This window comes from Haloarchaeobius amylolyticus (assembly GCF_042678045.1).
Classification (GTDB): Archaea; Halobacteriota; Halobacteria; order Halobacteriales; family Natrialbaceae; genus Natrinema; species Natrinema amylolyticus_A.
In genome coordinates, this window is the sequence record NZ_JBHUDI010000009.1 from 317,279 (window position 1) to 339,867 (window position 22,589).

Sequence of the window (22,589 nt, forward strand, 5' to 3'; positions counted from 1 at the left end):
AAGTAGTGAAGTGGCGGTGTACGTGGTGTGGCAAGCCACACGCGGAGAACGATCCCCCCTGTGACAACTGCGGGCATAACACCTTCGAGAAAGCAGTCGTCCGAGCGGACGAGAACCGCGAGGGCCAGCACAGCGCAGTTGCCAGCGGCGATCCCGACGGCGAACCGGTGCCGTCCGGCACCGTCGACACCGGTCCCGACTACGTCTGGGCTTGCACGAACTGCGGCCGAGAACACGTCCGAAACACCCCGCCGTGTTCTCGCTGTGGCAACCCCGACCTCGAGAAAGTCGAGCAGACCTACGAGGGGCTCGAGCGCGATCTCGAGACCCCGAGTTGGCTCGCGGTCGCGAAGCCCTATCTTCCGGTACTTGCCGTCATCGCGCTCGTCATCGCCCTGTTCGTGACGGGGATCGTGCCACCGTCGGTGCTGCCGGGGATCGGGCCACCGTCGCCGCCGGACGCACCCGGCGAGGGAGCCGAGGCATCGGGCATCGATCTCGCGGCGACGGCGGAGCTGGTCCACGACCGGCTCGAGGCGGATCGGACCTCGTCGGATAGTCGGGCGTACGACGACGGACTCGCCGCGTACGCGGAGTACCAGAACCGCCGGCTCGTGGCGATCGAGTTCGAGGAGCGAGAGCCGGGCGGCGTCGATGCTGACGAGTTCGATCACGGCTGTGGTGAGGCGAGCGTCGTCGGTGCACCGGTGACGCTTCCCAACTCCTCCATCGGGGAGTACGAGGACGAATCCGCACTCGCCGACGCCATCGCCGGCGAACTCGGCTCACGGTATGGTGAGGATATGCAGACCGGCTACGACGCCGAAGGGATCGACGTCCACGTCGCGCCGAACGGTGACGTCTACGCCTTCTACGCGGCGTGTTGAGGGCATCACCCGAGAGGCACAAGCAACCGCGGTGGCTCCGCGCCCACGAGTTTACGGTATCTCGAGAGTCGTGACGTCCAGCGGTCCGTCTGAAAGAGAGTCGAGAGCTGTCCGATCGGGTTCGATCGAGACTGTGCTGCCGGCTTATGCGGCTGCTTCGAACGCGTCGCGGAACGACGTCGCCTTCTCGCGGACGGTCACGGCCGCCTCCTCGAGACATTCGAGTGGGTCCGCGCCCTCGGTCTTGATCGTCAGGATGGGCTCGGTCTGACCGCCCGACTGTTCGGGGTTGACGTCGTAGGTCGCTGCGCTCACGTCGTCGTGCTCGAGCAGCGCACCCTTCAGCACGTTCATGAACGTGTGATCCTCGCCGGCGATTTCGATCGAGAGTTCGTTCTCGGTGCTCTCGGTGACCCGCAGTTCCATGTCAGTCAGTGCGGCCGTCGGCCGCTTGTACCTTTCGAAGCCGGCCCTCATCCGGAGCGGACGCCGAGGCCGACCGGCTTCGCTGAAGGCAAACCACTATACGGCGCCGTTCGAACCACGGCATATGCGCACCCTCGGGGCCCTGCTGGCGGTCGTCGTCGCCGTGTCGCTGGTTGGCTCGATCGCAGTCGTCAGATGGGTCCACCGGCCAGCACGAGACTGGTACGACGTGGCTCGAGCGCGGCTCGTCTACGGGGTCCCGTGGGGCTCGCTGGTCGTGATCGCGTTCGTCCTCGGCGTCTATCTGGTCGTCCAGAGCGGCCTGGCGGACTTCGACGATCCCGTGACGATCCCCTTCCGCACGTGGTCGTACTTCTACCCGCTCGGGATGGTGACGGCAGCGTTTTCCCACGCCGGGCCCGGTCATCTCATCGGGAACCTCGCCGGGACGGCCGTCGTCGCCCCGATCGCCGAGTACGCCTGGGGACACTACACCACCGAACGCGATCCACACCGTCCCGACGCGTGGCACACCGATCCGCGACTCCGTGCGTTTGTGCTCTTCCCGCTTGCCGTCGTCGGGGTCGGCCTCCTCACGAGTCTGTTCGCACTCGGCCCCGTGATCGGCTTTTCAGGCGTCGTCTTCGCGCTCGCCGGCTTCGCGATCGTCCACTACCCCATCGCGACGATTATCGCGACACTCGGCGTCCAGGGCGTCGTCTTGCGCCTCTACTACGCGCTTCAAGAGCCCATCCGCGTCTATACCGCCGAGCCCAGCCCGCCGTCGGCACCCTCCTGGGCCGGCATCGCCATCCAGGGCCACGCGCTCGGGCTTTTCGTCGGCTTCGTTCTCGGGATCGCCCTCCTCGAGCGGCGAAACGCCCGGCCCAACCCGCTGTGGCTCTGGCTTGCCGTGCTCCTCTTTGGGTTCTCGAAGCGGCTGTGGGCGATCTACTGGTACGGTGCCGACGATACGTTCATTCTCTACCAGGGGCCCGGCGTCGCCGTCGTCGCGGTGCTCGCACTCGTCGTCACGCTGTCGATGACTGCCTCCGAGACACCCCTTTTCCCGCCGCGACTCCGAGGACTGATCGACCGATCCGACGATGGGTCGACGCAGTCAGCCGGGGTGGAGCCGCCGTCGGTCGCCAGATCGCTCGAGCTCGCCGGGAGCGCCCGCGATCGCGTCGTCACGGCCCGACTCGAGCGCGTCCGCGAGATAGCCAAAGCGGGCCGCGATCGTGAGCCGAGCCTGCTTGCGCAGTTGACTCGCAGACGAGCCGCGTTCCTGGCGGTCGTCGTCGTGCTCGCGATCCTCGGCGGCGTCGCCGTCCCCGCGAACTTCCTCGTCGTCGACGACGCGACGGCATCGTCGGATGCGGCCGTCCAGATCGAAGACTACACGGTCGAGTACGTCGAGGGCGTCCCGAACGAACTCGTCTCCGGGATCGGCATCGAGGCCATCGAGAGCGACGAGGGTCTCGAGGCAAGCGGGGTGATCGTCGCCAGCGAGCGCCGCGAGATCTGGCTCGAGGTGATCAGCACCCAGCGTCTCGCTTTTACGGGCGAGGAGACGGTCACTGTCGGCGGCCCCGGCTGGCGCGAGGACGTCCACGTCGAGCGCACCGGCTGGGAACCGGTCGGCAACGACACCGTCTATCAGGTCTGGCTGTGGGAGAGCGGCGACGACCGCCAGCTGGCGTATGAATCCAACGACTCGCAGGCCGACGCACGGATCGCCGGCCGAAACGTGACCGTCGGCTCCGACGACGGGACGTTCGTCCTCGCGGTCGACTCGAGCGAAGCCGACGCCGTCGCGACGACGCCGATCCCACGAGAAAACGGGACGGCGACGGCCGGCGGCCTCACCTTCGAGCGCGACGACGAGACGATCTACGCGGCCGCCGACGGAACGCGGGTCGCGATCGCGAGCGAGGAGACGTACAACGGATCCTGACCGCGACTCCGTGTCGCGGATTACGACCGCGTCGGCCACTCGATGCGGAAGACCTCCGCCTCGAGCGTCGCCTCGGCTTCGGTATGAAAGTCGAACTGCTTGGGCAGCGGGAACGCAGCCCGGAACGCGTGGGTCACCTCCCCGCCCTCGTCGGCGGCGAACGACTCGACGAACTCCTGGCTCCCTTCGTTGTGGATCGTATAGGAGACCGCTCCGATCTCGCGTGCCGTCTCGAGGAAGTCCCGATCCGCGTGGCGATTTCCGCGCTGTGCACCGAACGGGGGATTCGAGAGCACGGTGGCGTCGGTGCACGAAAAGGGATGCCGGGTGACGTCGCCACGGAGCCACTCGATCGTTCGGTCGTCGCTGTTGCCACCGGCGACCGCCCGTTCGTTTTGTCGGGCGGTCGCGAGCGCGTCGGCGTCGACGTCGATCGCCGCGACGGCGTTGCCACCGGCCAGCGTGGCCGCGATCGCGAGCATCCCCGTACCGGTCCCGAGGTCGACGATCTGCCCCTCGAGATCGCCCTGCAGTCCCGCCAGATGACACAGATGTGCGGCCAGTTCCGGCGGGGTGAGATACTGCTCGAGGCGCGCGGACGGGTCGGCGAAGTCCGCGACCGACTCGAGTCGACGGGCGAGCGTGCGCCGTGAGAGATCGGACATAGCCGATCGTCAGTGCTCGAGCGTAATGGACTTCCCGAGGTCTCGGGCGCGGCGACCGGTCGACTGCGCAGGGACGTTCCCGTTTCACGACACGTTCGAATAGAGTTAAGGACAGTCCGCGAAAGTTACAGGTATGGAGGAGTGTCCACGGTGTGGGGGTGCGATCGAAGAACTCTCGCTCGGCGAGGTATCGACGATCATGTGTTCTCGCTGTGGGTTCGCCGACATTCCCGTCGAACACCAGCCGACCGGCGAGGAGGTCGAGTCCTGGCGGGACGCGTTTAACCGGTTTTACGAGCAGTCGACTGATCGCTGACCCGTTCGAGCCGCTCTCTGGACGCCGCAGACGCGAAAAAGGACCGCCACAGCGGCGGTGGATTACTCGTTTGCAGCTGCCGCTTCCGCTTCGTCCGCTTCCTCCTCGTGATCGACGTCCTCGTCGGAGCGAGCCGCGACGAGACCACCGCGGGCGACGCTGTACAGCGGTTCGTTCGCGTGCGAGACGCCACTGATCGAGAACGGAATGTTCGCCTCTTCCAGGTGGTCACGGAACAGCGCCTCGAAGCCGTCGGGGCTCGAGGTCCCGCCGGTGACGACGACGGGGACATCCAGGCCTTCTTCGACGTCTTCCTCGTCGACTTCCTGGACGATGTTCTCGATGACGTAGTCCAGCAGGTTCTCGTAGTAGATCGACAGCGCACCCTCGACGCCGCCGACGTCGGTCGTGAAGTCGAGTTCGAAGTCGTCCTCCTTGATCGAGGTGACCTTGTCGACGGGCGTGCCGGTCGCGCGGGCGGCCTGCTCGTCGACCCAGTCGCCACCGCGGGCGACGGAGAACTTCATGACGGGCACCGCGTAGTAGGCCAGACAGACGTTCGTCATGCCGGCACCGAACGAGATACCGAGGCCGGTGAAGTTGTTGTCCGCGAGTTCGGAGTAGATGACGGACATCCCTTCGTTGATCGGCTCGGCGTCGTAGCCCATGTCATCGAGGAAGGACTCGATCGTCTTCTGGTGATACAGCGTCGACAGATCCGAGTCGATTGGGTCCGCTGGCGTCGAGAAATAGAGCTTCTCGTCCGGATAGGCGGGCTCGCCGACGACCTGTTCGATGATGAGCTTCATCATCGGGATCGCGCTCTGTTCGTCGTTCGAGAGGATCCCGTGTTTCATCGGTCGGCGGGTTTCCTTGTTAAAGATGTTCGCGAAGTTGAGTGCGTCGTCGCCGACGACATAGACCTTGTCGTCTTTGCGAATATGAAGGACTTCGCTTCGCGAAAGCATCTGCTCGGCCATATCCGAGTACTCGATCTCGACGAATGAGTTACGCTGTTGCACGAATACCGTGTCGGTTCCATCCTGCTGTGCAGACAGGATGTTCATCGTCCCGACGTCTAGGCCTTTGGCCATGTGTGGGGAAGGAAACCGACGGATTATAAATCTATGTACGCCACTTACAGATCTGATACTATGAAGAAAGACGCTATTTCTTTTGGGTGTCCGACGTTAATTCCGTTTTACCAGCTCCCGGATCCGCTCGAGTAGATTCGAGACCGGAGACGTCACCGTCTCGACGGCACTGCTGTCGTCGGCCGTCGCCAGTTCTTCGGCCCGCTGTTGCTCGCGGAGTTCTTTGAGCTTCGCCGTCTGGTCGTCGACCGTCGAACTCGAGGTGGTCTGTTTCGTCTCGCCCCCTTTCAGGCCCTTGAGGCCGGCGACCTGTGCGTCGACGCCCGAGGATCGGGTGGTCGTGGTACCGACGTCGGTGTCGACGTTGACGTCGTCGAAGTCGTCCTCGGAGAAACTCAGGCGTTTGTGTTCGGTCTTCTCGACGCCGCCCCACGAGAGTTCGACGTCCTCCATCGCGTCGTCGATGTCCTGTTGGACCTCCGCGTCGGTCACGTCAGGGTCGTCGTCTTCCTCGTCGGTCACCACCACCTCGGCCTGCTGTGCCAGGTCGAGATAGTGGGCGATCAGTGCTGCGCCCGTCGAGGCGGTGATCCCGGCGAGCCCGACGGCGTACACCGCAACCACCTGAACGGTGTAGTCGTCACCATAGCCGTTCCAATCGTGGGGATAGACGACGAGGAAGCCGGCGACCGCGGCGACAGTGATCGCGACGCCGCCGATCGATGTGTACAACATCCGTCGTTCCGACGGGAGAAGCGTGACGATCCCGAGCATGACGATGGGAAGACCCAACATCGCGATCGCGTACGCGGGCCCGACCCACGCGAAGTAGTCGGCGGATCGTGGCGTGTACGTGTTGCCCCAGAGAAAGAGCAACAATGCGACGACTGCCAGCCCGATGCCGCCCAGGAACAGACCGAACCCGACGTAGACGTCGGTCCGGTCCTCCGGTTCACCGATGTATTGGCGGTAGAGGTCGAAGAGATACCCGTCTGGGGCCTGTTCCGCTGCCATTGACCCCCCGTTTATGCTCCAGTACTATGACTGTTGGGACGAGAAACGAACTCGACGACCGCCTGGCTCGAGCCGTGCAGAGGCCACTGGAAGCTGCTACCAGATGGTTGCTGGGCAGGACCGCTGCATCGCCAGGACCAGCAGTGACACGACACGTCGATCGCGGCGCAACGTGTAACTTGCAGCGAATGACTCCATAGTTTGATGACGGTTGGGCCAAAAGCTACTTCTATCTCGAATAATGGCTGGTAATACGAACACCGTCCTCGTCGCGGATGACGATCCCGCCGTCGTCGATCGACTGCGATCGTGGCTCGACGACTACCGAGTCGAAGCGACGACGGACGGGGACGAGACGATCGCACTCCTCGAGGCTGCCGACGCAGTTGTGGTCGGTCATGACCTCCTGACAGTGTCCGGAGCTGTCGTCGCAGCCGAGATCGAACGCCGCGCGACGACACAGACGATGGCGATCCTCCGCGAGAGCACGGATACCCACGACTCCCGGTTTTCCATCGGCAACACGCTCGTCAAACCCGTCGAGAAGGACGCGGTTCTCGAGACCGTCGACAGGCTCGTCCGTCGCGCCAGGTACGACGAGCTGATCGCGGAGTGTACGACGCTCGCGACTGAACGGGGCGCGCTCGAGGCCGGAACCGACACCGCAGTCGCCGCACAGTCCGAGACGCTGCAACGGGAGCTCGACGAGGTATTGACGGAACTCGACGAACTGGTAGGATCGTTCGACGACGACGATTTCCGGGCCGCGTTCGCGACGTGTGAGTTCGGGACGACCACGCAGCCGCGACGTGTACGCGAGCAGTCTTGAGGGGCGCCGATATTCTCCGCTCTCGACAGCGTGCAGTATATACGTTCGTGGCCGCAAGGGCTGTCAATGAGTCAGGAGCCGGAGTACAGCGAGGGCGACCTCAGGAACACCGGGATGCGTCTCAAACACGATCGCGAGTGGGACTACGAACTCGAGGAGATCGTCGCCGCAATCGAGGAGCGAGACGCGAAAAAGGTCGGACTGCAGTTCCCCGAGGGGCTGAAGCGACGCGGCCCAGCCGTCGCCGACGACCTGCGGGAACTGGCCGACGACGACGTGACGTTCATGCTGTCGGGCCAGCCCTGCTATGGGGCCTGTGACCTCGACACCTATCTGATGAAACGCACCGACGTGTTCGTTCACTTCGGCCACTCGCCGATGAAGAACACGGACAAGGTCATCTACGTGCCGCTGTTCTCGAACGTGGAGGTCGAACCGATCATGGAGGAAGCGCTCGAGACGCTCGAGTCGCCCGAGGAGACCGAGGGCGTCGGCCTCGTGACGACGGCCCAGCATATGAACCGGTACGACGAGATGACGGCGTTCCTAGAGGAGCGCGGGTACGAGGTTCACAGCCGTCGTGGCGACGAGCGGCTGACTCACGAGGGGCAGGTGCTCGGCTGTAACTACGCGAGTGCGGACGTTCCGGCCGACCAGGTGCTGTACGTCGGCGGCGGCAAGTTCCACCCGCTGGGACTGGCGATGGAACACCCCGACAAACACGTCGTCATCGCGGATCCGGTCAACAACGTCGTCACCGTCGCGGACACGGAGAAGTTCATGAAGCAGCGCTACGGCGCGATCCATCGCGCGATGGACGCCGAGAAGTGGGGAGTCATCTTCTGTACCAAGATCGGCCAGGGTCGCTGGGAGATCGCCCAGGAGATCTTAGACGACAACGACAACGCCTACCTCATCACGATGGACGAGGTGACTCCCGACCGACTGCGCAACTTCGATATGGACGCGTTCGTCAACACCGGCTGTCCGCGGATCACGACCGACGACGGCCCGCAGTTCCACAAGCCGATGCTCACTCCCGGCGAGTACCGGATCGCCGTCGGCGACGAACCACTCGATAGCCTCTCGTTCGATACGTTCCACGGCACCTGGTAACGGGTTTTCTGTCGGCGCTCTTTCCGTGGCCGTCACGCGTTTCGTGGTCAGTTGTTGTTCAGTGACGAGTTTATGGAACTGAAAGCTCGGCAGCCATAGCGAAATATGCTACTACCATCCTCACAAAAAGAGTGTGTATTGTCGAAGATAGTGTATAAATACTGCATTCTGGTGTGGTTCCCAAATCAGTTTGGAGGTGTTCTTTTGCCCACTAGTCACCGACCAGTAGTCGATGAGTAACTCAGCTTCGAGCGGATCGACGGCCGCTGTCCGTGATGAGTTCTTCGACGCCCTCGCCGACACCCGTCGACGAACCGTTCTCCGGCTCGTCCATCGGCAGTCGCCCGACAGGATCGGGAAAGACGATCTTGCGCGCCATCTCGCAGCAGTAACGATGGACAAACGGTCCGCCGAGGTGACTGACGAGGACCATCGACAGGCACTCGTCGACCTCCATCATCGACTGGTCCCAGCGCTGATCGATGTCGGCCTCCTCGAGGAATCCGACGACGGGACGGTCGCGCTCGGTGAGCATGCAGCCTTCGACGATCCTCATCTCGAGGCAGTCGTTTCGACGCGCCACGGCGCTGACGACGCGACGCTCGACGCGGTGTTCCGTGCGCTTGCCGATGAACACCGGCGGGCGATCCTGTCGATACTGGTCGATGCGGATCGCCCGCTCGAGACCGAAACACTGGCTCGTCGTATTGCGGCTCGCAAGGCAGAGACGACCGCCCGTGAGGTCGCTCGGGACCGCGTCGACGAGGTACTGACCTCGCTTGTTCACGTTCACGTGCCCATGCTGGCCGACGCCTCGCTCGTCGAGTACGACCCCGAAACGGGACGAGTCGCCGATGGGGACCAGCCGATCGTTCGCGCCGAGTGGCGACAGTCCGACGACGACACGGCGGCGACAGCGACCGATGAGCAGATTACCGTCGAACGGCGTGAGGACAGCCACACGCTCGCGGCCCACCACCAGATCTATCGCGCCCAGCCACGCTCTTCGTAACTGCGCCGAAGCCAGACGGTGGCGAGAGCGTGGCGTGAGCGACGGCAGTATCGGGCGATGAGACGGCACTGACTCCGCTTGGACGCCGACCGCGATTCGTCCTCCCATAGACGAGGAGACGACAACACTTACCCAGTCGGTCCCCACAGCCTCGAGTATGATCGAAAGCGACTGGGACGACTGGCTCGTCCGCGACGTCGAAGACGCGACTCCGGACGGTGTCGCCGTCTGGTATCTCGGCTGTAACGGCTTCGTCCTGAAAGGGTCCGAGGGAACGACGATCTACATCGATCCGTACCTCGGGCTTGGCGATCCGCCGCGGACGGTCCGGATGATCCCCGTGCCGTTCGATCCCGACGACGTCGCGGAGGCCGACGCCGTCTTCGCGACCCACGAACACACCGACCACGTCCACGGCCCGAGTCAGGCGCCGATCCTCGCGAACACGGGCGCGACTTTCTATGCTCCCGACGATAGCGTCGCGAAAGCCCGCGACGAAGAGGCGTGGACCGACGAGTGGGACGTCGACGACGAGCAGTTGACCGAGGTTTCCGAAGGCGACACCCTCGAGATCGGCGAGTTCACCGTCCACGTCGAGCAGGCCAACGATCCCGACGCGACCCATCCCGTCAGCTACGTGTTCGAACACGACGCCGGCACCTTCTTCCACGGTGGCGATACGAAGCCGACCGACGAGTTCGAACGGATCGGCGACGAGTACGACATCGATCTCGCAGTGTTTGCCTTCGGCACTGTCGGGCAGATCCCCGACAAACAGACCCGCGAGCCTAAACGAACCCGCTGGTACAACGACGAAAACCAGCTCGTCGAATGTGCCGCCGCCCTCGAGTGTGATCGGCTCCTGCCGAGTCACTGGGACATGTGGAAGGGTCTGACTGCCGATCCCACGGCGCTGCACCACCACACGGCCAGTTTCGCGTATCCAAAGCGGCTCGAGATCGTCGAGATCGGCGATCGCGCGGTTTTGTAACGATTTCCAAACTGTCCGCACGTTTTATAGTAATGGTATGGTAACGTTGGTCCCATATGACCAGCACCGCGGATACGGACGACGTAATCGAGGTCAGCGCCGACGGGATCTCAGTTCAGAAGACGTTCGAAGCGGACGAGTTTCCCGTTCCTGCGATCCGATTCGAGATCGAATCGGCCCGTGACGAGCCGGTCGCGATCCAGCTCGCCGAGGAAATCCCCGAATCGTTCCCGATGGACAAAGTCGGATTCCACCCCGACTATCACAGCGACGACTGGACTGCCTACCAGGACAACCACGTCGAGTTCACCACAACGCTCGAGCCCGACAGCGAGCTCGAAACCGTCTACGGGATTCAGATCGAGGACGAAAGCCGAGCCGCGGAGTTTCTCACGGAGCCGGTGATCGTCGAACTCGAGGCCGGCGACGACGACCGCTCGGATGCCGACGAAGTCGACGACGAGGTCATTGGCAACATCGTCTCTGAAGACCGTAATCAGGCCGTCAAGGACATGATTGCGGGTGAATCGGATGCCGTTCCCGGCCTCGAGAACGACGAAGACGACGCAGCCGACGAAGACGACGTAGCTGACGACTCCTCGGGACTCGATCTCGATCTCGGGGACGTCGACACCGATCCCGATCCAGTCGACGACGAGGACGACGACGAGACACCGGATATCGACCTCGGATTTGGGGACGAACAGCTCCCGGAAGACGACGAATCCGCGCTCGAGGCGGACGCTTCAGACGAGCCGGACATCGACCTCGGATTCGACGAGGACGAGGACCTCTCCGTCGAGGACGATGAGCCGGATATCGATCTCGGGTTCGACGAGGATGGGGACCTCTCCGTCGAGGACGATGAGCCGGATATCGATCTCGGGTTCGACGAGGATGGGGACCTCTCCGTCGAGGACGATGAGCCGGATATCGATCTCGGATTCGACGAGGACGAAGAGCCGTCCATCGAAGACGAGGAGGCGATTGCTGAGGACGACACCGAACTGGCCGGCGAGGGCGAGACCGAATCGACTGACGAAGACGAGCCGGTTGCCGAGGACGACGACGAACCGGCTGTTGAGGAGGACACCGAACCGGCTGTCGAAGCTGACGACGAACCGACTGCTGAGGCGGATACCGAATCGGATGTCGACGATGACGAACTCGATGTGACGATCGAGACTGACGCGGACGAGACGGCTCCCGAGGACGAATCGAGTACGGACACCGATGACGAAGAAGACAAATACGAGACGGGGCTCGAGACTGACGACGCGACCAAACCGCTCGAGGCAAGCGCCGACGAGCCTGAAACGGAAGGCCCCGAGGTCGAAGCCGACACGGCCGACGACGCCGCGGAGTCACTCGAGCAAGCCAGCGATAGCGACGAGACAGTCGAAGCGGCAGCCGAGCAGACGGATCCGGCCGACGGAGCCGACGCTGACGAACCGGCAGCAGACACTGATGACGCAGCTGATGAGTCGGCTGTCGCCGAAACCGCTCCCGTCGAATTTGAGGGCTCGATTGCGGCCCGCCTTGCGACCGAGATCCGCGACGGAACGGTCGACGACGACGATCTCGAGACGATTCAGGCCGAACTCGACCTCGAGCCCTCTGGGCCGGAGATCGCGAAAGTCGACCACCTTCAGTCCCGCGTCGAGGAGGTCGCCGCTTACACCGACGCACTCGAAACGTTCCTCGAGGACAACGGCACCGGGGCACAGCTCATCGAGGAGGTCCAGGCCGATCTCGAGGCACTCGAAGACGATCTCGCGTCGATGGACGAGCGACTCGAGGACACCGAATCGCACGTCGATGAACTCGACGCTGACGTAGCCGATCTCACCGACTGGAACGCCGATCTCGAGACGGACCTAAGCGATGTCACCGGCGACATCGACGAATTGGACGAGACCGTCGCGGAGATCGACGAGGACGTCACCGACCTCACGGACACCGTCGACGACGTGGAAGCCGACCTCGAAACCGTCGCGGACGACCTCGAGACGGTTCGAGAGGACGTGACGGACATCCAGGACTGGCGCGACCAGCTCGGTTCGATGTTCGCCGACTGAGCGACACAGTTATCATATTATCGAACAGAATTCGCGATCACCCGATTGCGTCGCAACGCCTGTCACTGCTGTTGACGGCGTCTTGCGCGATCGGTGTGTGACCCGTGTTGTCCGGCAGTGTCACCCATCGATTTCGGACTGTGCCGGAAACGCAACTCGTTTATCCGTCGCCGATTGAGAACTGGTCGATGGGCGAGACGATACCGATCGCTGTTCCACGAAAGGGGCGACCGCTCGAGTCAGTACTCGATCGGATCGCAGGTCGCCTCGGCGTCCCCGACCTCGCCGACGACATTACCTCGACGCTTCGTCACGAAAAGGCACTCACGAAAGGGACTATCGATCCCGACGAGGAGGACGTCTACCATCGTCTCGCAGACTACAGTACTGTCGACGACTCGACCGCACCCGAGTACACGCTGTTGCGCGACGACCGCGCCGGCAAACCGCGACGGATCGTCTTCGACAGCGTCACGATCCCGCTGTCGGACGTCGAAGGCGCACCCGCCGGCGCGGCGGTCCAACTCGTGGGCCGCGAGGAGCCGTTCCGCGCGCTGCGGACCCACGAGTTCGCGCTCGGATTCGACAGCGCCGATCTCGTCCTCGAAGAGGTCGTCGAGCTCCGGCCGGAGCCGCTCGACCGGATCGCCGACGTAAACGCTCGGATCAATCCCGCCGACACCGACGTACAAGTCGTCACCGGACTCGGAGACACCGTCTACCACACGCTACTGGCCACGCCCGAGGTCGCGCCGTCCGCTGAATCGATCGATCGGGACTTCCTCGAGACCTACGAGGGGCCACTCTGTATCGAGCCCAGATACGAACGGCTCGTGCAGGCGGTACTCGGCACGCGAACGCTCGACGGCGTCGACTTTCACTATCCGGAAGACGGCCGCGAGGAAGAGGCAGCGATCGCCGACGCGGGCCTCGGTGTCTATCTGACCGTCACCGGTTCGACCGCACGGGACCACGGCCTTCTGCTCGGCGAACAGCTGTTCCCGAGCGAGACCGTCCTACTTGAGAACACCGCGGAAACCACCGACACGGTCGATCGCGTCCGCACGCTGCTGAACGGTGCAGATCTCGAGACGGAACTCGCGGTCGGTCAATAAACACTCGAACGCAGGCTGTCGGTGTGGGTAGCAGCCAATCCCGATTGTACAGTCAGTTACGGAAACGTTCAGTGACGACTTCAAAGCCTCGAGGTCGTCACTGGTATCGATCGTTCGTCGCACGTTGTTCGATTCCCGAATACAACGAATACTACTGCTAGTTGACAGCTAGATGGGAGAGGTCGATGGTCTCCTCGGAGGCCGACGCTGCAATCTCGAGAGATAGTTCTCGCTGACGGCCACAACGATCGCACATATTGGTATAGCAGTATGCGATTTATTAGTGCGAACTGCGACAGTAGATGTGAGTATAGTAGTAGTTATTTCTCGGGAAACTGGTTCGGCCAAGGTTCATTTCGGCAGACCGTGGGTACAAGCGCAAGTAATCAACAGTCAACCGACCTACAACCGCCGTAATAGCCGAGATCGCTCCAAACACCCGACTTCAGTCACTGGGTCACGGAGTAGATAGATCCGAGATATGTCTCTCGGACACGATCGCCCCAGTTGTGGGTGTAGGTATCGATCACGTCGCCGGCGACGTCACCCCGGAGGTACTGGACGATTCCTCGATCCCCGGTTCGATCCCGCAGATGTGTCGTGAAGAAGTGCCGGAAGTAGTGTGGCGTGACGTTCTCCTGGGTCCCGCCGCCGGTGCGATACCAGCCGTGGTCGCGGGCATGTTTCTCGACGATATAGCGGACATCCGACGGCGTGAGTCGCTCGCCCCACGAGTCACGGGTATCGAGAAAGAGCGGCCGTGACGGCGATGCCGCGTCCGGGCGGATCGCCAGCCACTCGCATACCACTCGCCGGAGTTCACTGTCGACGGGGACGACCGTGTCCCGTTTTCGCTTGTTCGAGGCCGTCCGTTCCTCACCGTTGACGGTCGTTCCGCGGGCCGGCTCGGCAGAGACGAACATCGATTCGGGGCGTTGCTCGAGCCCGACGCGGGGCGTCCACGCGAGGTCGAGTCCCGGGGTCTCGAGGTGGAGATCCCGCAGATCGAGGTTGCAGAGTTCACCGACGCGCATTCCTGTCTTGAGGAGGGTAACGACGATGGCTCGCTCGAGAGGATGGGCGATTTCGGCGACGAACGACCGCATTTCCGGCACCGAAATGTCGCGTCGCGTTGGATTGGTCTCGATCGATTCGGACAGTTCCTCCATGACGAGCGCCATCGGGTTGTCGTCGAAGACGCCGACGCGGGTCATGTAGTCGTAGAACCGATTGAGATAGGAGGCGTACGTCGCGATCGTGCTGTCTTCGAACTCGCCGCGCAGTGAGTGCACCCAGGCCATACACTCCCGCCGTTTGGCTGCGCCGACCGCGTCGACGTCGAAGCGCTCGCGGAGAAAGGCCTCGAATCGCCGCAGCACTCGTTCGTAGGCCTCGAGCGTCCGTTCGCTCTTGCCGTGATACCGCTGGTCGTCGAGGAAGTACGCGATCGGGTCAGCCACGTCCGCTGGCGCGTCGCCAGTGGGCTCAGTCGCCATCGCCACCACCGTCGACAGTCGTGTACCCGCCGTGGCGTCCGCTGTATCGAATCCGGTTGGTCGCCTGGAGGTCCTCGAGGGTCTCGTCCAGTCGCGACTCGATGTCGTCGGAGACCGCCTCGAGCAGTTCGTCCCACGAATACGTGTCAGAAGATAGTAGTTCGAGGACCTGCCTTTCGAGGGTGTTACCCCCAGGGTCTGGGTCCGGAGAATCGGGTTCCTCTGAGGCGGGATCGAACCCCGTTCGCCCGGCCTGCACCATCGTCCGAACGAACTCGCTTTGACTCATGTCGAGGTCGTCGGCGTGGGATTGCCACTCGGATTTCTGGTAGGCCGGGACGTAGGTTTTGACAGTTTTTCGAGACGTGTCGGCCGAATCGCTCATACGGCATCCATCAAACGCGATGATATTCAATCTACCCATTATTTGAGCTAAGTATATTTATCTCAGTTAGCAGCACCCAAATAGCGCCAGTTATGACCCTACAGATTGAGATATGCTTCATTAAAGGCCCCACAAATTCGTATACAAGATACCACAGACTGGTCCTACCGTTTCAGATATGTTATTTTGGACGCAGCCTCGCCGGCCCAATACGTAGTCGGCATTCGTGTGTCTAAGTTGTCTGGTCGGAATCAATGAGCGGTATCATTCTCTCGCTCGAGCGAAACACCAGCCAGCGATCACACCTCGATCCGCGGTCGGCACCACGACTCGAGCGAGACCGGTCTGGTTGGAGTAACAGTCCAGCCGCTGCCGGCGACAGCGAGATTCGACGACCGTCTCGGACAGCTTTGTGTGGGTACGGGTCCTTGACGAGGGTCCGCTCGGTCGTCGCTCTCTCCGCTTTTCTGACTGATCTGCGCAGTGTGCCCTGTTCGTTGCTCGAGTCAACGTCACGTCGATGTGATACGGTCACTGGGTATGGCAGGATCCAAACGGAGTGAGGAGGGTACCGTCGGAACGCATCGAGTCTCGGCCACGGATCGATCTCCATGGTGATGACGCGGACTCGAACTGTTCGGCTGAGCGTGGGTAGTCACCGTTACGATTGGCTCCAGCACGCTCACCGACGGCGATGCTGGTGCACACAGGCCACGTGCGACGGGTGAGGTTTTGGACGTCCGTCCGGTAATTGCCGTAAACCAGGGTTCCCAGTTCCGGCCACAGTACGTCACGCAGGACGATCTATGCTGGTATCAAGCCAGTGGACATCCCGCTGGTCGTCTGGTATCAGTTACGATCGAACCGTCTTAGAACGCGCCTGTGGCGATTCTATCACGTTTAGCGTTACAGAGCGCGTCAGCGGTTCTCGGTCCAGCTCCGACAGGTACTGTCGGACGAACCGTCGACGCGATTCGACGCGAGCGATCCTGCCGGACAAACCGGTTCATCTCGATTGCACTCGACGCGGTCTGGTGGTCACGGACCCTCGTCCGGCAACAGAGTGCATACGGCTCTCGTCCGGCAATCAATTTAGGGCGGATAGCGGTCGAGCGGTCAACGTCGTAGCCAGTCCCAGCGTCGGTTCTGCTCGGAGCAAGACAAAGAAAGGCGTGGGTTGTCCGGAACCCCACAGCAGTCACCGATGGTAGAGCGACGACAGACATCACTGAGGCCGGTTCCAAACCTATTGTACAGCCATCGTGCAAACAGTGTGTTCCACCGTTGTGACGCCTATCGGTGGCTTTCAATTCCAGTACCTCGAGCTGAGCACTGTCCACCCCTGGACACATAAATCACATAACGGTATACAGAGTTGCCGAGGTGCCGACAGCGAAATGCGGGAAGACGGTCGTCAGGTGTCCTCGTCTTCGTCGACTACCGACGCGTCGTCGGTCGGCTCTGTTGAGTTTCGAAACCACCGATCGACGGTGCGTTGGCGCGTTCGTCTCCGAAGCCGCTCTTGGAGCCGCTCTTCGATATCGGCCTGTAACTCGAGTCCCCGATCGGCATCGACGTCGTGGGCCGTCGCGGCCCGACCGAAAAACGAGGCGGAACTGGCGGTGTCAGCCGTCACGCTGGCAAGGTGTCGGCGACGCTGGAAGATCGTCGCCTCGTGGAGGACGGCCTGCACCCGGTAGTGGGGGATGATCTTCGTCGTTCGCCGCCAGAACCCCGTCCGCGAGAGGAAGTACCGTTCGCCGATACGGAAGCCGCGATTCGTCCACTTGAGGTGGGCAGCGACGGGAACGAGGACAGCGACGACGGCGACGGCGTACCACTGCCGAAGGTACGGTGTGTACCGCGCCACCAGATACGCGACGCCAACGGCGGCGGCGACGACCAGCAGGTATCGGACCGCGTACCGTTCTCGAGCACGTCGGGGCGGCGACTCGAGGTCGATCGGACCGAAGGGCTCGATCGCACGTGCGAGTGCGGCGACGCGGTCGGCGTCCGCGAGGGGGATCGCAGACTCGGTTCCGCGAGAGTTGGATTGGCCAGGGGCGTAGCCGGCCGTCTCGACGCTCAACGCGGCGTAGCCGAACCAGCGGAAGGGGATCGACTCCGAGATCGTCAGTGCCTGGACCTTCTCGAGCGGAATCGTCCCGCTGTAACGCTGGAGGAGCCCCCGCTCGTAGTAGAGTTCGTCGCCGGCACGGGTGAGCCGGAAGCCGTAGTAGCGGGTGAACGTGAGGAGCGCACTGATGACCCAGGCGGCGAGCAAAAAGAGCAAGAGCCCCCACGCGAGCGCGAACACGCCGGTCGCCGGTCCGGGGAAGCCCCCGACGCGATCGGCGGGGACTAGCGTGGTCGGATCGAACCCGCTGGCAAACGAGAGCGCGATCCCGCCCAGTACGCTCGCACCCGGATCGATCGTGAAAACGCTCAGAATCGCGAGTTCGCGGGGCTGGATCTCGAAGAGGAGTTCTTCCTCCTCGGCCGTCTCTGCTGTGGATTCAGCAGCGGCTTCCTCACCCTCGAGTGATTCCGTCTCTTCGGCTTCGGTACGTGCGCCCTGCCGGAGCTGGCGTCTGAGACGGCGAGCTTCCGCCTCGGAGACGTATCGGAGGCTGACCTCGGTCTCACCACCGCCGGCGGTTTCGATGTGGACGGCGGAGATACCGAGGAGTCGGTCGACCACGTTCTGTCTGATGTCGACGTTCTGGATCCGCCCGATCGGGAGTTCACGGGTGCGACGTGAGAGGACGCCGGAGGTGACGTCGAACGTGTCTGCGGTGAGTTCGTATCTGAACCGCTGGTAGTAGGCGAACTCGTAGGCGATTCCCGTGATGATCCCGAGGACGACGAGGCCGAAGATCGACAGCAGATCCATCCCGTTGCCGCCCGGCGAGACGACGACACCGATGACGAAAAAGACGAAGCCGGTGTTGAGGCTGCGCGAGAGCGATCGGACGGCGACCGATGCTGGATGGAGTTTCTTCATACGGCGTCTTCACCCGCACTCTCGATTGCGAGTTGGCGAAGCGACTCTTGAAGCGCCTCGGCACGTCCCGGCGTCAGGCCGGGGATCGCGACGTCCGAACTCCGCGAACCGGCCGTGTAGACGACGACCGTCGCGAGGCCGACCGTTCGCTCTAGCGGCGAGCGCCTGGAGTCGACGTGCTGGACCCGGACGAAGGGGACGACCGTCTTGGTTCGCGTGAAGACGCCCCGGCGGATGTACAGGTCGTCGTCTCGAAGCTCGAACCGCCAGACGCCGTAGCGTCGCCAGGCGACGAGTATGCGGACGATCGCGAGCACGACGGCGAGTCCCGCTGCGGTCGGCACGAGGGGAACCGGCGCAACGTCCGAGAGCGCAGTCCGCGAGAGGGCGATCGCCCCGCCGACGAGGAGACCGCCGAGAATCGCGGCTCGAACGAGTGCGAGCGCAAGCCAGACGACTCGAACTCGTGGCGTGAGCCGTTCCATACATGTCGTGACGGAACAGGCTTGATTAAAGTGTGGGAAAGCGGCGGTCGTTCGTACCGTGTGAGACGGACTGCTGTCAGTGGGTGCCGGCGCGCCCGCGACCCGTCCTGGGGTGCGCCTGGAAACCGGTACAGCAGAACGTATGAAAGGGGCCGTTCGAGGCATCGGTCTCGTTCGGTTCGCGTTTCCACGACCGCTGGCAGGTGAGACGGAGAGTCGTCGACGTGGCCTCGAGTAACGAAGAGTAATCGTCGTTAACGAGAGCGCCGTCGCTCGGATATCAGAGTACAGGGAGCGGGAAACTCGACGGAAAGCAGTCAGTGGGTCGTGGCTCGAACGTCTTCGACGCGATAGAGGTCTTCTTGCAGCCCGTCGCCGTCACAGTCCTCGTTCGGACACTCGTAGTGCCATCCGTCCTGAGTCGCGTCACCTTCTCGGAATCGATCACCACATACCTGACAGAAGAGCTGTCCCTTTTTGCACGTATCGCGGTGTAACTCGAGAGCGAGCTCGGTCTGGAACGACTGGTTGCAGTTACGACAGGTGTGCATAGTTCATCTGACGCGAGCATTTGCCAAAACTGCTTGGGTTTTTTATTCCGCTCAATTCTGGCGTGATTCGGCGTCACTGCCCCGATTTGTCGACGATAGTCTGGCAAAAAAGAACAGTTGGAATTCGTGTTTACTCGACATCGTGTTGTCCATCTACTGGCGAATCGATCGCATCGTGTTTTATGTGAACATATACCTTCACTATATGTAGTGATGTTGGTAGGTAGAGACACGTGACTGGATCAATCCCTGGTGCCGACCGACGGCAGCGACTCGAGCACGGCAGCGGTCGAACAGGCCGTCGAGATCGCAGACGCCGAAGCAGCCACCGTCCATTTCCTTCACCTCATCGACGTCAGGACGGAGATGTCCGCCGGTGCGTCCGGCAGTATCGCGCCACAGCTCACGGAGACACTCGAGGAGGAAGCCGACTCGGCTCTCGAGGAGGCCGCCAACCGGGCCGAGTTGGCCGACATGTCCTACGAGCGACTCACCCGCGAGGGCGAACCCTACGAGGTGATCGCGGCCTACTGCGACGACGAGACCGTCGATCTCGTCGTCATCGGTGCGAGCGGCCGCTCGGGGGTGAAAGAGCGTCTTCTCGGGAGCACGACCGATCGCGTCGTGCGGACGGTCGACACGTCGGTTCTCATCGCACGGCCCTGAGAGGATCGAATCGCGGAGCGAAAAAAGCGCCGTCGGCTCAGTTAGTCGTCTTGGCCGAGAATGCCGCGCTCGGTCATCTTCCGGGGGTCGAGGACCTCGTCGGCCTCGTCCTCGTCGAGGTAGCCCTTCTCGAGGACGACCTCACGAACCGTCTTGTCTTCCTTGAGTGCGGTCTTGGCGACCTCGCTTGCCTTGTCGTAGCCGATGTGGACGTTGAGCGAGGTGGCCATCGCCATCGACTCCTCGACGCGCTCTGCACAGTACTCCTCGTTGGCCTCGAGCTTGCGGACGAACCGGTCGCCGAAGACCTGACTCGCGTTCGAGATGAGTTCGGCCGACTCGAGGAAGTTGTGTGCCAGCACGGGCTTGTAGAGGTTGAGGTCGATCTGGCCCTCGGCAGCGCCGGCGGAGACGGCGGCGTCGTTGCCGACGACCTGCTTGTGGACCTGGTTGACGGCCTCGGCGACGACGGGGTTAATCTTGCCGGGCATGATCGAGGAGCCGGGCTGGTTCTCGGGCTGTTCGATCTCGCCGAGCCCGTTGCGTGGACCGGAGGCGAGCAGGCGCAGGTCGTTGGCGATCTTGTTCAGCGAGCCGGCGACGGTTCGCAGCGCGCCGTGGGCCTCGCTCATGGCGTCGTGGGCCGCCTGGGCCTCGAAGTGGTTGTCGGCTTCGCGGAACTGGACGCCGGTTTCCTTCGTGATGTACTCGGCCGCGCGACCGGGGAACTCGGGGTGGGTGTTCAGGCCAGTGCCGGTCGCCGTCCCGCCCAGCGCGAGTTCCGCGAGGTGGTCACGAACGTTGTCGGCGCGGGCCAGGCCCTTCTCGACCTGCGTGCGGTAACCGCCGAACTCCTGGCCGAGCGTGACCGGCGTCGCGTCCTGGAGGTGCGTACGGCCGGTCTTGACGACATCGTCGAACTCCGCTTCTTTCTCCTCGAGCGCTTCACGAAGCGTATCGAGTGCGGGGATAACGTCTTTTTCGACGGCCTCGAGGGCGGCGACGTGCATCGCGGTCGGGATGACGTCGTTCGAGGACTGGCCGTAGTTGACGTGGTCGTTAGGATGGACGACGCGGTCGCCAATCTCTGCGCCCATGATCTCGGCGGCGCGGTTGGCGATGACCTCGTTCGCGTTCATGTTCGAGGACGTCCCGGAGCCGGTCTGGAAGACGTCGACCGGGAACTGGTCGTCGTGTTCGCCGGCGATAACCTCGTCGGCGGCCTCGATGATCGCCTCGGCGACGTCGTCGTCGACCAGGCCCAGGTCGCGGTTGGCCTGTGCAGCACCTTTCTTGACGACGCCGAGCGCGCGGACGAACCGGCGGCCGAACGTGATTCCCGAGATGGGGAAGTTCTGGATCGCGCGCTGGGTCTGTGCACCCCAGTAGGCGTCCGCTGGCACCTGCATTTCGCCGAGACTGTCCTCCTCGATTCGATATTCGTCTTCGTCTCCCATACGCGATGGCTCACAGTCAGTCAGGTAAAATCCACCGAAAGCCCGGTCTCGGTCGCGCGGGCGCGCTCTCGAATGACCGACTGGAGCCGTTCCCGCCCGACGCTGTGGAGCTCGTGGGCCGTCTCGAGGTCGAGATCATCGTTCCGGTTCGACGGTGGGCGAGCCGATGGCGAGCGGCTGGTGGGTAACGGCATCATTTATCACACTATCTGGTCAATCAGTTCACATGGCTTCCGAGACATCCACGACCGAGCAGTGGGAGACCGTCGAATGCAGCCGCGACGAGTACGTCGGCCGGATCACGCTTGCGCGGCCCGAGGCGATGAACACGTTCAGCACCGAACTCGCGCAGGATCTCGACGCGGCGCTGCACGCGTTCGACGAAGACGACGACGTGCGTGCGATCGTCGTCGACGGCGCAGGCAAGTGCTTCTCGGCCGGCATCGACCTCTCCGAACACGGGGACCACGAAACCGAGTCGGAATACGAGGCGTGGGTCACACGGATGGAAGAACCGTTTCACACCGTCACAGAGATGCGAACGCCCGTGATCGCTGCGGCCCACGGCCACGCAGCCGCCAACGGGATCGGGCTGGTCGCGGCCTGCGATCTGGCCGTCGCCGCCGAGGGAACCAAGTTCGGCGCGACAGCACCCAAGGTCGGCCTGTTCTGTATGGGGCCGGCCGTCCCGCTGATGAAGGCACTCACCAGAAAACGGTGTCTCGAGCTCATCTTGACCGGCGAGTTGATCGACGCCGAGACGGCCCTCGAGTGGGGTCTCATCAATCGCGTCGCATCCGAAGGCGACCACCTGACGGCAGCGATGGAGCTTGCCGAAACGATCGCACAGAAGAGCCCGATGGGGGTCCAGCTGGGCAAACAGGCGTTCTACGAGATGGTCGAGTTGGACTACGACGAGGCGCTTGACTACTCGAACGAGCAGTTCGCAACGCTCTGTACGACGGACGACGCAAACGAAGGAATTGCGGCCTTCCTCGAGGGGGAGCCACTCGACGCCGACGAGTGGCCCGGCGAATAGCGGCCG

22 protein-coding genes are annotated in these 22,589 nt (G+C 62.9%); 11 read left to right on the forward strand and 11 right to left on the reverse strand.

Going from position 1 to position 22,589, the window contains the following annotated elements; all coding sequences use genetic code 11:
• Window positions 1–5: 5 nt before the first annotated feature.
• A complete protein-coding gene (locus ACFR99_RS15300; protein WP_390288912.1) occupies window positions 6–887 on the forward strand; it encodes a hypothetical protein in 882 nt (293 codons plus the stop codon).
• 144 nt (window positions 888–1,031) lie between these two features.
• On the opposite strand, the gene ACFR99_RS15305 is transcribed toward ACFR99_RS15300, so the two are convergent.
• Window positions 1,032–1,313 (reverse strand): DNA-directed RNA polymerase subunit L, encoded by a 282-nt coding sequence (locus ACFR99_RS15305; protein WP_390288915.1) that lies wholly within the window; start codon window positions 1,311–1,313, stop codon window positions 1,032–1,034.
• A 124-nt stretch (window positions 1,314–1,437) separates the two neighbouring features.
• On the opposite strand from ACFR99_RS15305, the gene ACFR99_RS15310 reads away from it, so the two are divergent.
• Entirely contained in the window at window positions 1,438–3,270 is a 1,833-nt protein-coding gene (locus tag ACFR99_RS15310; protein ID WP_390288917.1) for a rhomboid family intramembrane serine protease, read from the forward strand.
• 20 nt (window positions 3,271–3,290) lie between these two features.
• Here the strand turns inward: ACFR99_RS15310 and ACFR99_RS15315 are convergent, their stop codons facing one another.
• Entirely contained in the window at window positions 3,291–3,935 is a 645-nt protein-coding gene (locus tag ACFR99_RS15315) for an METTL5 family protein (RefSeq protein WP_390288920.1), read from the reverse strand.
• A gap of 133 nt (window positions 3,936–4,068) precedes the next feature.
• Here ACFR99_RS15315 and ACFR99_RS15320 point away from each other — a divergent pair, with 133 nt between their 5' ends.
• A complete protein-coding gene (locus ACFR99_RS15320) occupies window positions 4,069–4,251 on the forward strand; it encodes a hypothetical protein (protein ID WP_390288923.1) in 183 nt (60 codons plus the stop codon).
• 62 nt (window positions 4,252–4,313) lie between these two features.
• Here the strand turns inward: ACFR99_RS15320 and ACFR99_RS15325 are convergent, their stop codons facing one another.
• A complete protein-coding gene (locus tag ACFR99_RS15325; protein WP_390288925.1) occupies window positions 4,314–5,345 on the reverse strand; it encodes a disk-shape morphogenesis protein volactin in 1,032 nt (343 codons plus the stop codon).
• Between the two features lie 96 nt (window positions 5,346–5,441).
• Complete coding sequence (locus ACFR99_RS15330; RefSeq protein WP_390288928.1) at window positions 5,442–6,359, reverse strand: cell division protein CdpA domain-containing protein; 918 nt, start codon at window positions 6,357–6,359, stop codon at window positions 5,442–5,444.
• Window positions 6,360–6,600: 241 nt separating this feature from the next.
• Between ACFR99_RS15330 and ACFR99_RS15335 the strand changes: the two genes are divergently transcribed.
• From ACFR99_RS15335 to ACFR99_RS15360, 6 genes are all read left to right on the forward strand, one after another.
• On the forward strand, window positions 6,601–7,188 hold the full coding sequence (locus ACFR99_RS15335; protein WP_390288931.1) for a HalX domain-containing protein: 588 nt from the start codon (window positions 6,601–6,603) through the stop codon (window positions 7,186–7,188).
• A gap of 66 nt (window positions 7,189–7,254) precedes the next feature.
• On the forward strand, window positions 7,255–8,304 hold the full coding sequence (dph2, locus tag ACFR99_RS15340; protein ID WP_390288933.1) for a diphthamide biosynthesis enzyme Dph2: 1,050 nt from the start codon (window positions 7,255–7,257) through the stop codon (window positions 8,302–8,304).
• A 232-nt stretch (window positions 8,305–8,536) separates the two neighbouring features.
• Window positions 8,537–9,316, forward strand: a complete 780-nt coding sequence (locus tag ACFR99_RS15345) for a DUF7344 domain-containing protein (protein ID WP_390288936.1) — start codon at window positions 8,537–8,539, stop codon at window positions 9,314–9,316.
• Window positions 9,317–9,473: 157 nt separating this feature from the next.
• Window positions 9,474–10,307 carry an MBL fold metallo-hydrolase gene (locus tag ACFR99_RS15350; protein ID WP_390288938.1) on the forward strand — a complete coding sequence of 278 codons (834 nt, stop codon included), beginning with the start codon at window positions 9,474–9,476 and terminating at the stop codon, window positions 10,305–10,307.
• A gap of 56 nt (window positions 10,308–10,363) precedes the next feature.
• A complete protein-coding gene (locus ACFR99_RS15355) occupies window positions 10,364–12,385 on the forward strand; it encodes a midas domain-containing protein (protein WP_390288941.1) in 2,022 nt (673 codons plus the stop codon).
• 188 nt (window positions 12,386–12,573) lie between these two features.
• Window positions 12,574–13,500 (forward strand): hypothetical protein, encoded by a 927-nt coding sequence (locus tag ACFR99_RS15360; RefSeq protein ID WP_390288944.1) that lies wholly within the window; start codon window positions 12,574–12,576, stop codon window positions 13,498–13,500.
• Between the two features lie 449 nt (window positions 13,501–13,949).
• Here the strand turns inward: ACFR99_RS15360 and ACFR99_RS15365 are convergent, their stop codons facing one another.
• The 5 genes from ACFR99_RS15365 to ACFR99_RS15385 form a co-directional block, all read right to left on the reverse strand.
• Window positions 13,950–14,996: a tyrosine-type recombinase/integrase gene (locus ACFR99_RS15365; RefSeq protein WP_390288947.1), complete on the reverse strand. Its 1,047-nt coding sequence runs from the start codon at window positions 14,994–14,996 to the stop codon at window positions 13,950–13,952.
• Window positions 14,986–15,381 carry a DUF5805 domain-containing protein gene (locus tag ACFR99_RS15370; RefSeq protein ID WP_390288950.1) on the reverse strand — a complete coding sequence of 132 codons (396 nt, stop codon included), beginning with the start codon at window positions 15,379–15,381 and terminating at the stop codon, window positions 14,986–14,988. The genes ACFR99_RS15365 and ACFR99_RS15370 overlap by 11 nt, the downstream gene beginning before the upstream one ends.
• Window positions 15,382–16,795: 1,414 nt before the next feature.
• Window positions 16,796–18,385, reverse strand: a complete 1,590-nt coding sequence (locus ACFR99_RS15375) for a PH domain-containing protein (protein WP_390288953.1) — start codon at window positions 18,383–18,385, stop codon at window positions 16,796–16,798.
• Window positions 18,382–18,870, reverse strand: a complete 489-nt coding sequence (locus tag ACFR99_RS15380) for a PH domain-containing protein (protein ID WP_390288956.1) — start codon at window positions 18,868–18,870, stop codon at window positions 18,382–18,384. The genes ACFR99_RS15375 and ACFR99_RS15380 overlap by 4 nt, the downstream gene beginning before the upstream one ends.
• 317 nt (window positions 18,871–19,187) lie before the next feature.
• Window positions 19,188–19,421, reverse strand: coding sequence for an HVO_2901 family zinc finger protein (locus ACFR99_RS15385; protein ID WP_390288959.1), 234 nt, complete (start codon window positions 19,419–19,421; stop codon window positions 19,188–19,190).
• A gap of 249 nt (window positions 19,422–19,670) precedes the next feature.
• On the opposite strand from ACFR99_RS15385, the gene ACFR99_RS15390 reads away from it, so the two are divergent.
• Window positions 19,671–20,087 carry a universal stress protein gene (locus tag ACFR99_RS15390; protein ID WP_390289130.1) on the forward strand — a complete coding sequence of 139 codons (417 nt, stop codon included), beginning with the start codon at window positions 19,671–19,673 and terminating at the stop codon, window positions 20,085–20,087.
• 41 nt (window positions 20,088–20,128) lie between these two features.
• Here the strand turns inward: ACFR99_RS15390 and ACFR99_RS15395 are convergent, their stop codons facing one another.
• Both ACFR99_RS15395 and ACFR99_RS15400 read right to left on the reverse strand, forming a co-directional pair.
• On the reverse strand, window positions 20,129–21,544 hold the full coding sequence (locus tag ACFR99_RS15395) for a class II fumarate hydratase (protein ID WP_390288962.1): 1,416 nt from the start codon (window positions 21,542–21,544) through the stop codon (window positions 20,129–20,131).
• Window positions 21,545–21,564: 20 nt separating this feature from the next.
• Entirely contained in the window at window positions 21,565–21,741 is a 177-nt protein-coding gene (locus tag ACFR99_RS15400; protein WP_390288965.1) for a hypothetical protein, read from the reverse strand.
• 29 nt (window positions 21,742–21,770) lie between these two features.
• Here ACFR99_RS15400 and ACFR99_RS15405 point away from each other — a divergent pair, with 29 nt between their 5' ends.
• A complete protein-coding gene (locus ACFR99_RS15405) occupies window positions 21,771–22,583 on the forward strand; it encodes an enoyl-CoA hydratase/isomerase family protein (RefSeq protein WP_390288968.1) in 813 nt (270 codons plus the stop codon).
• Window positions 22,584–22,589 lie beyond the last annotated feature (6 nt).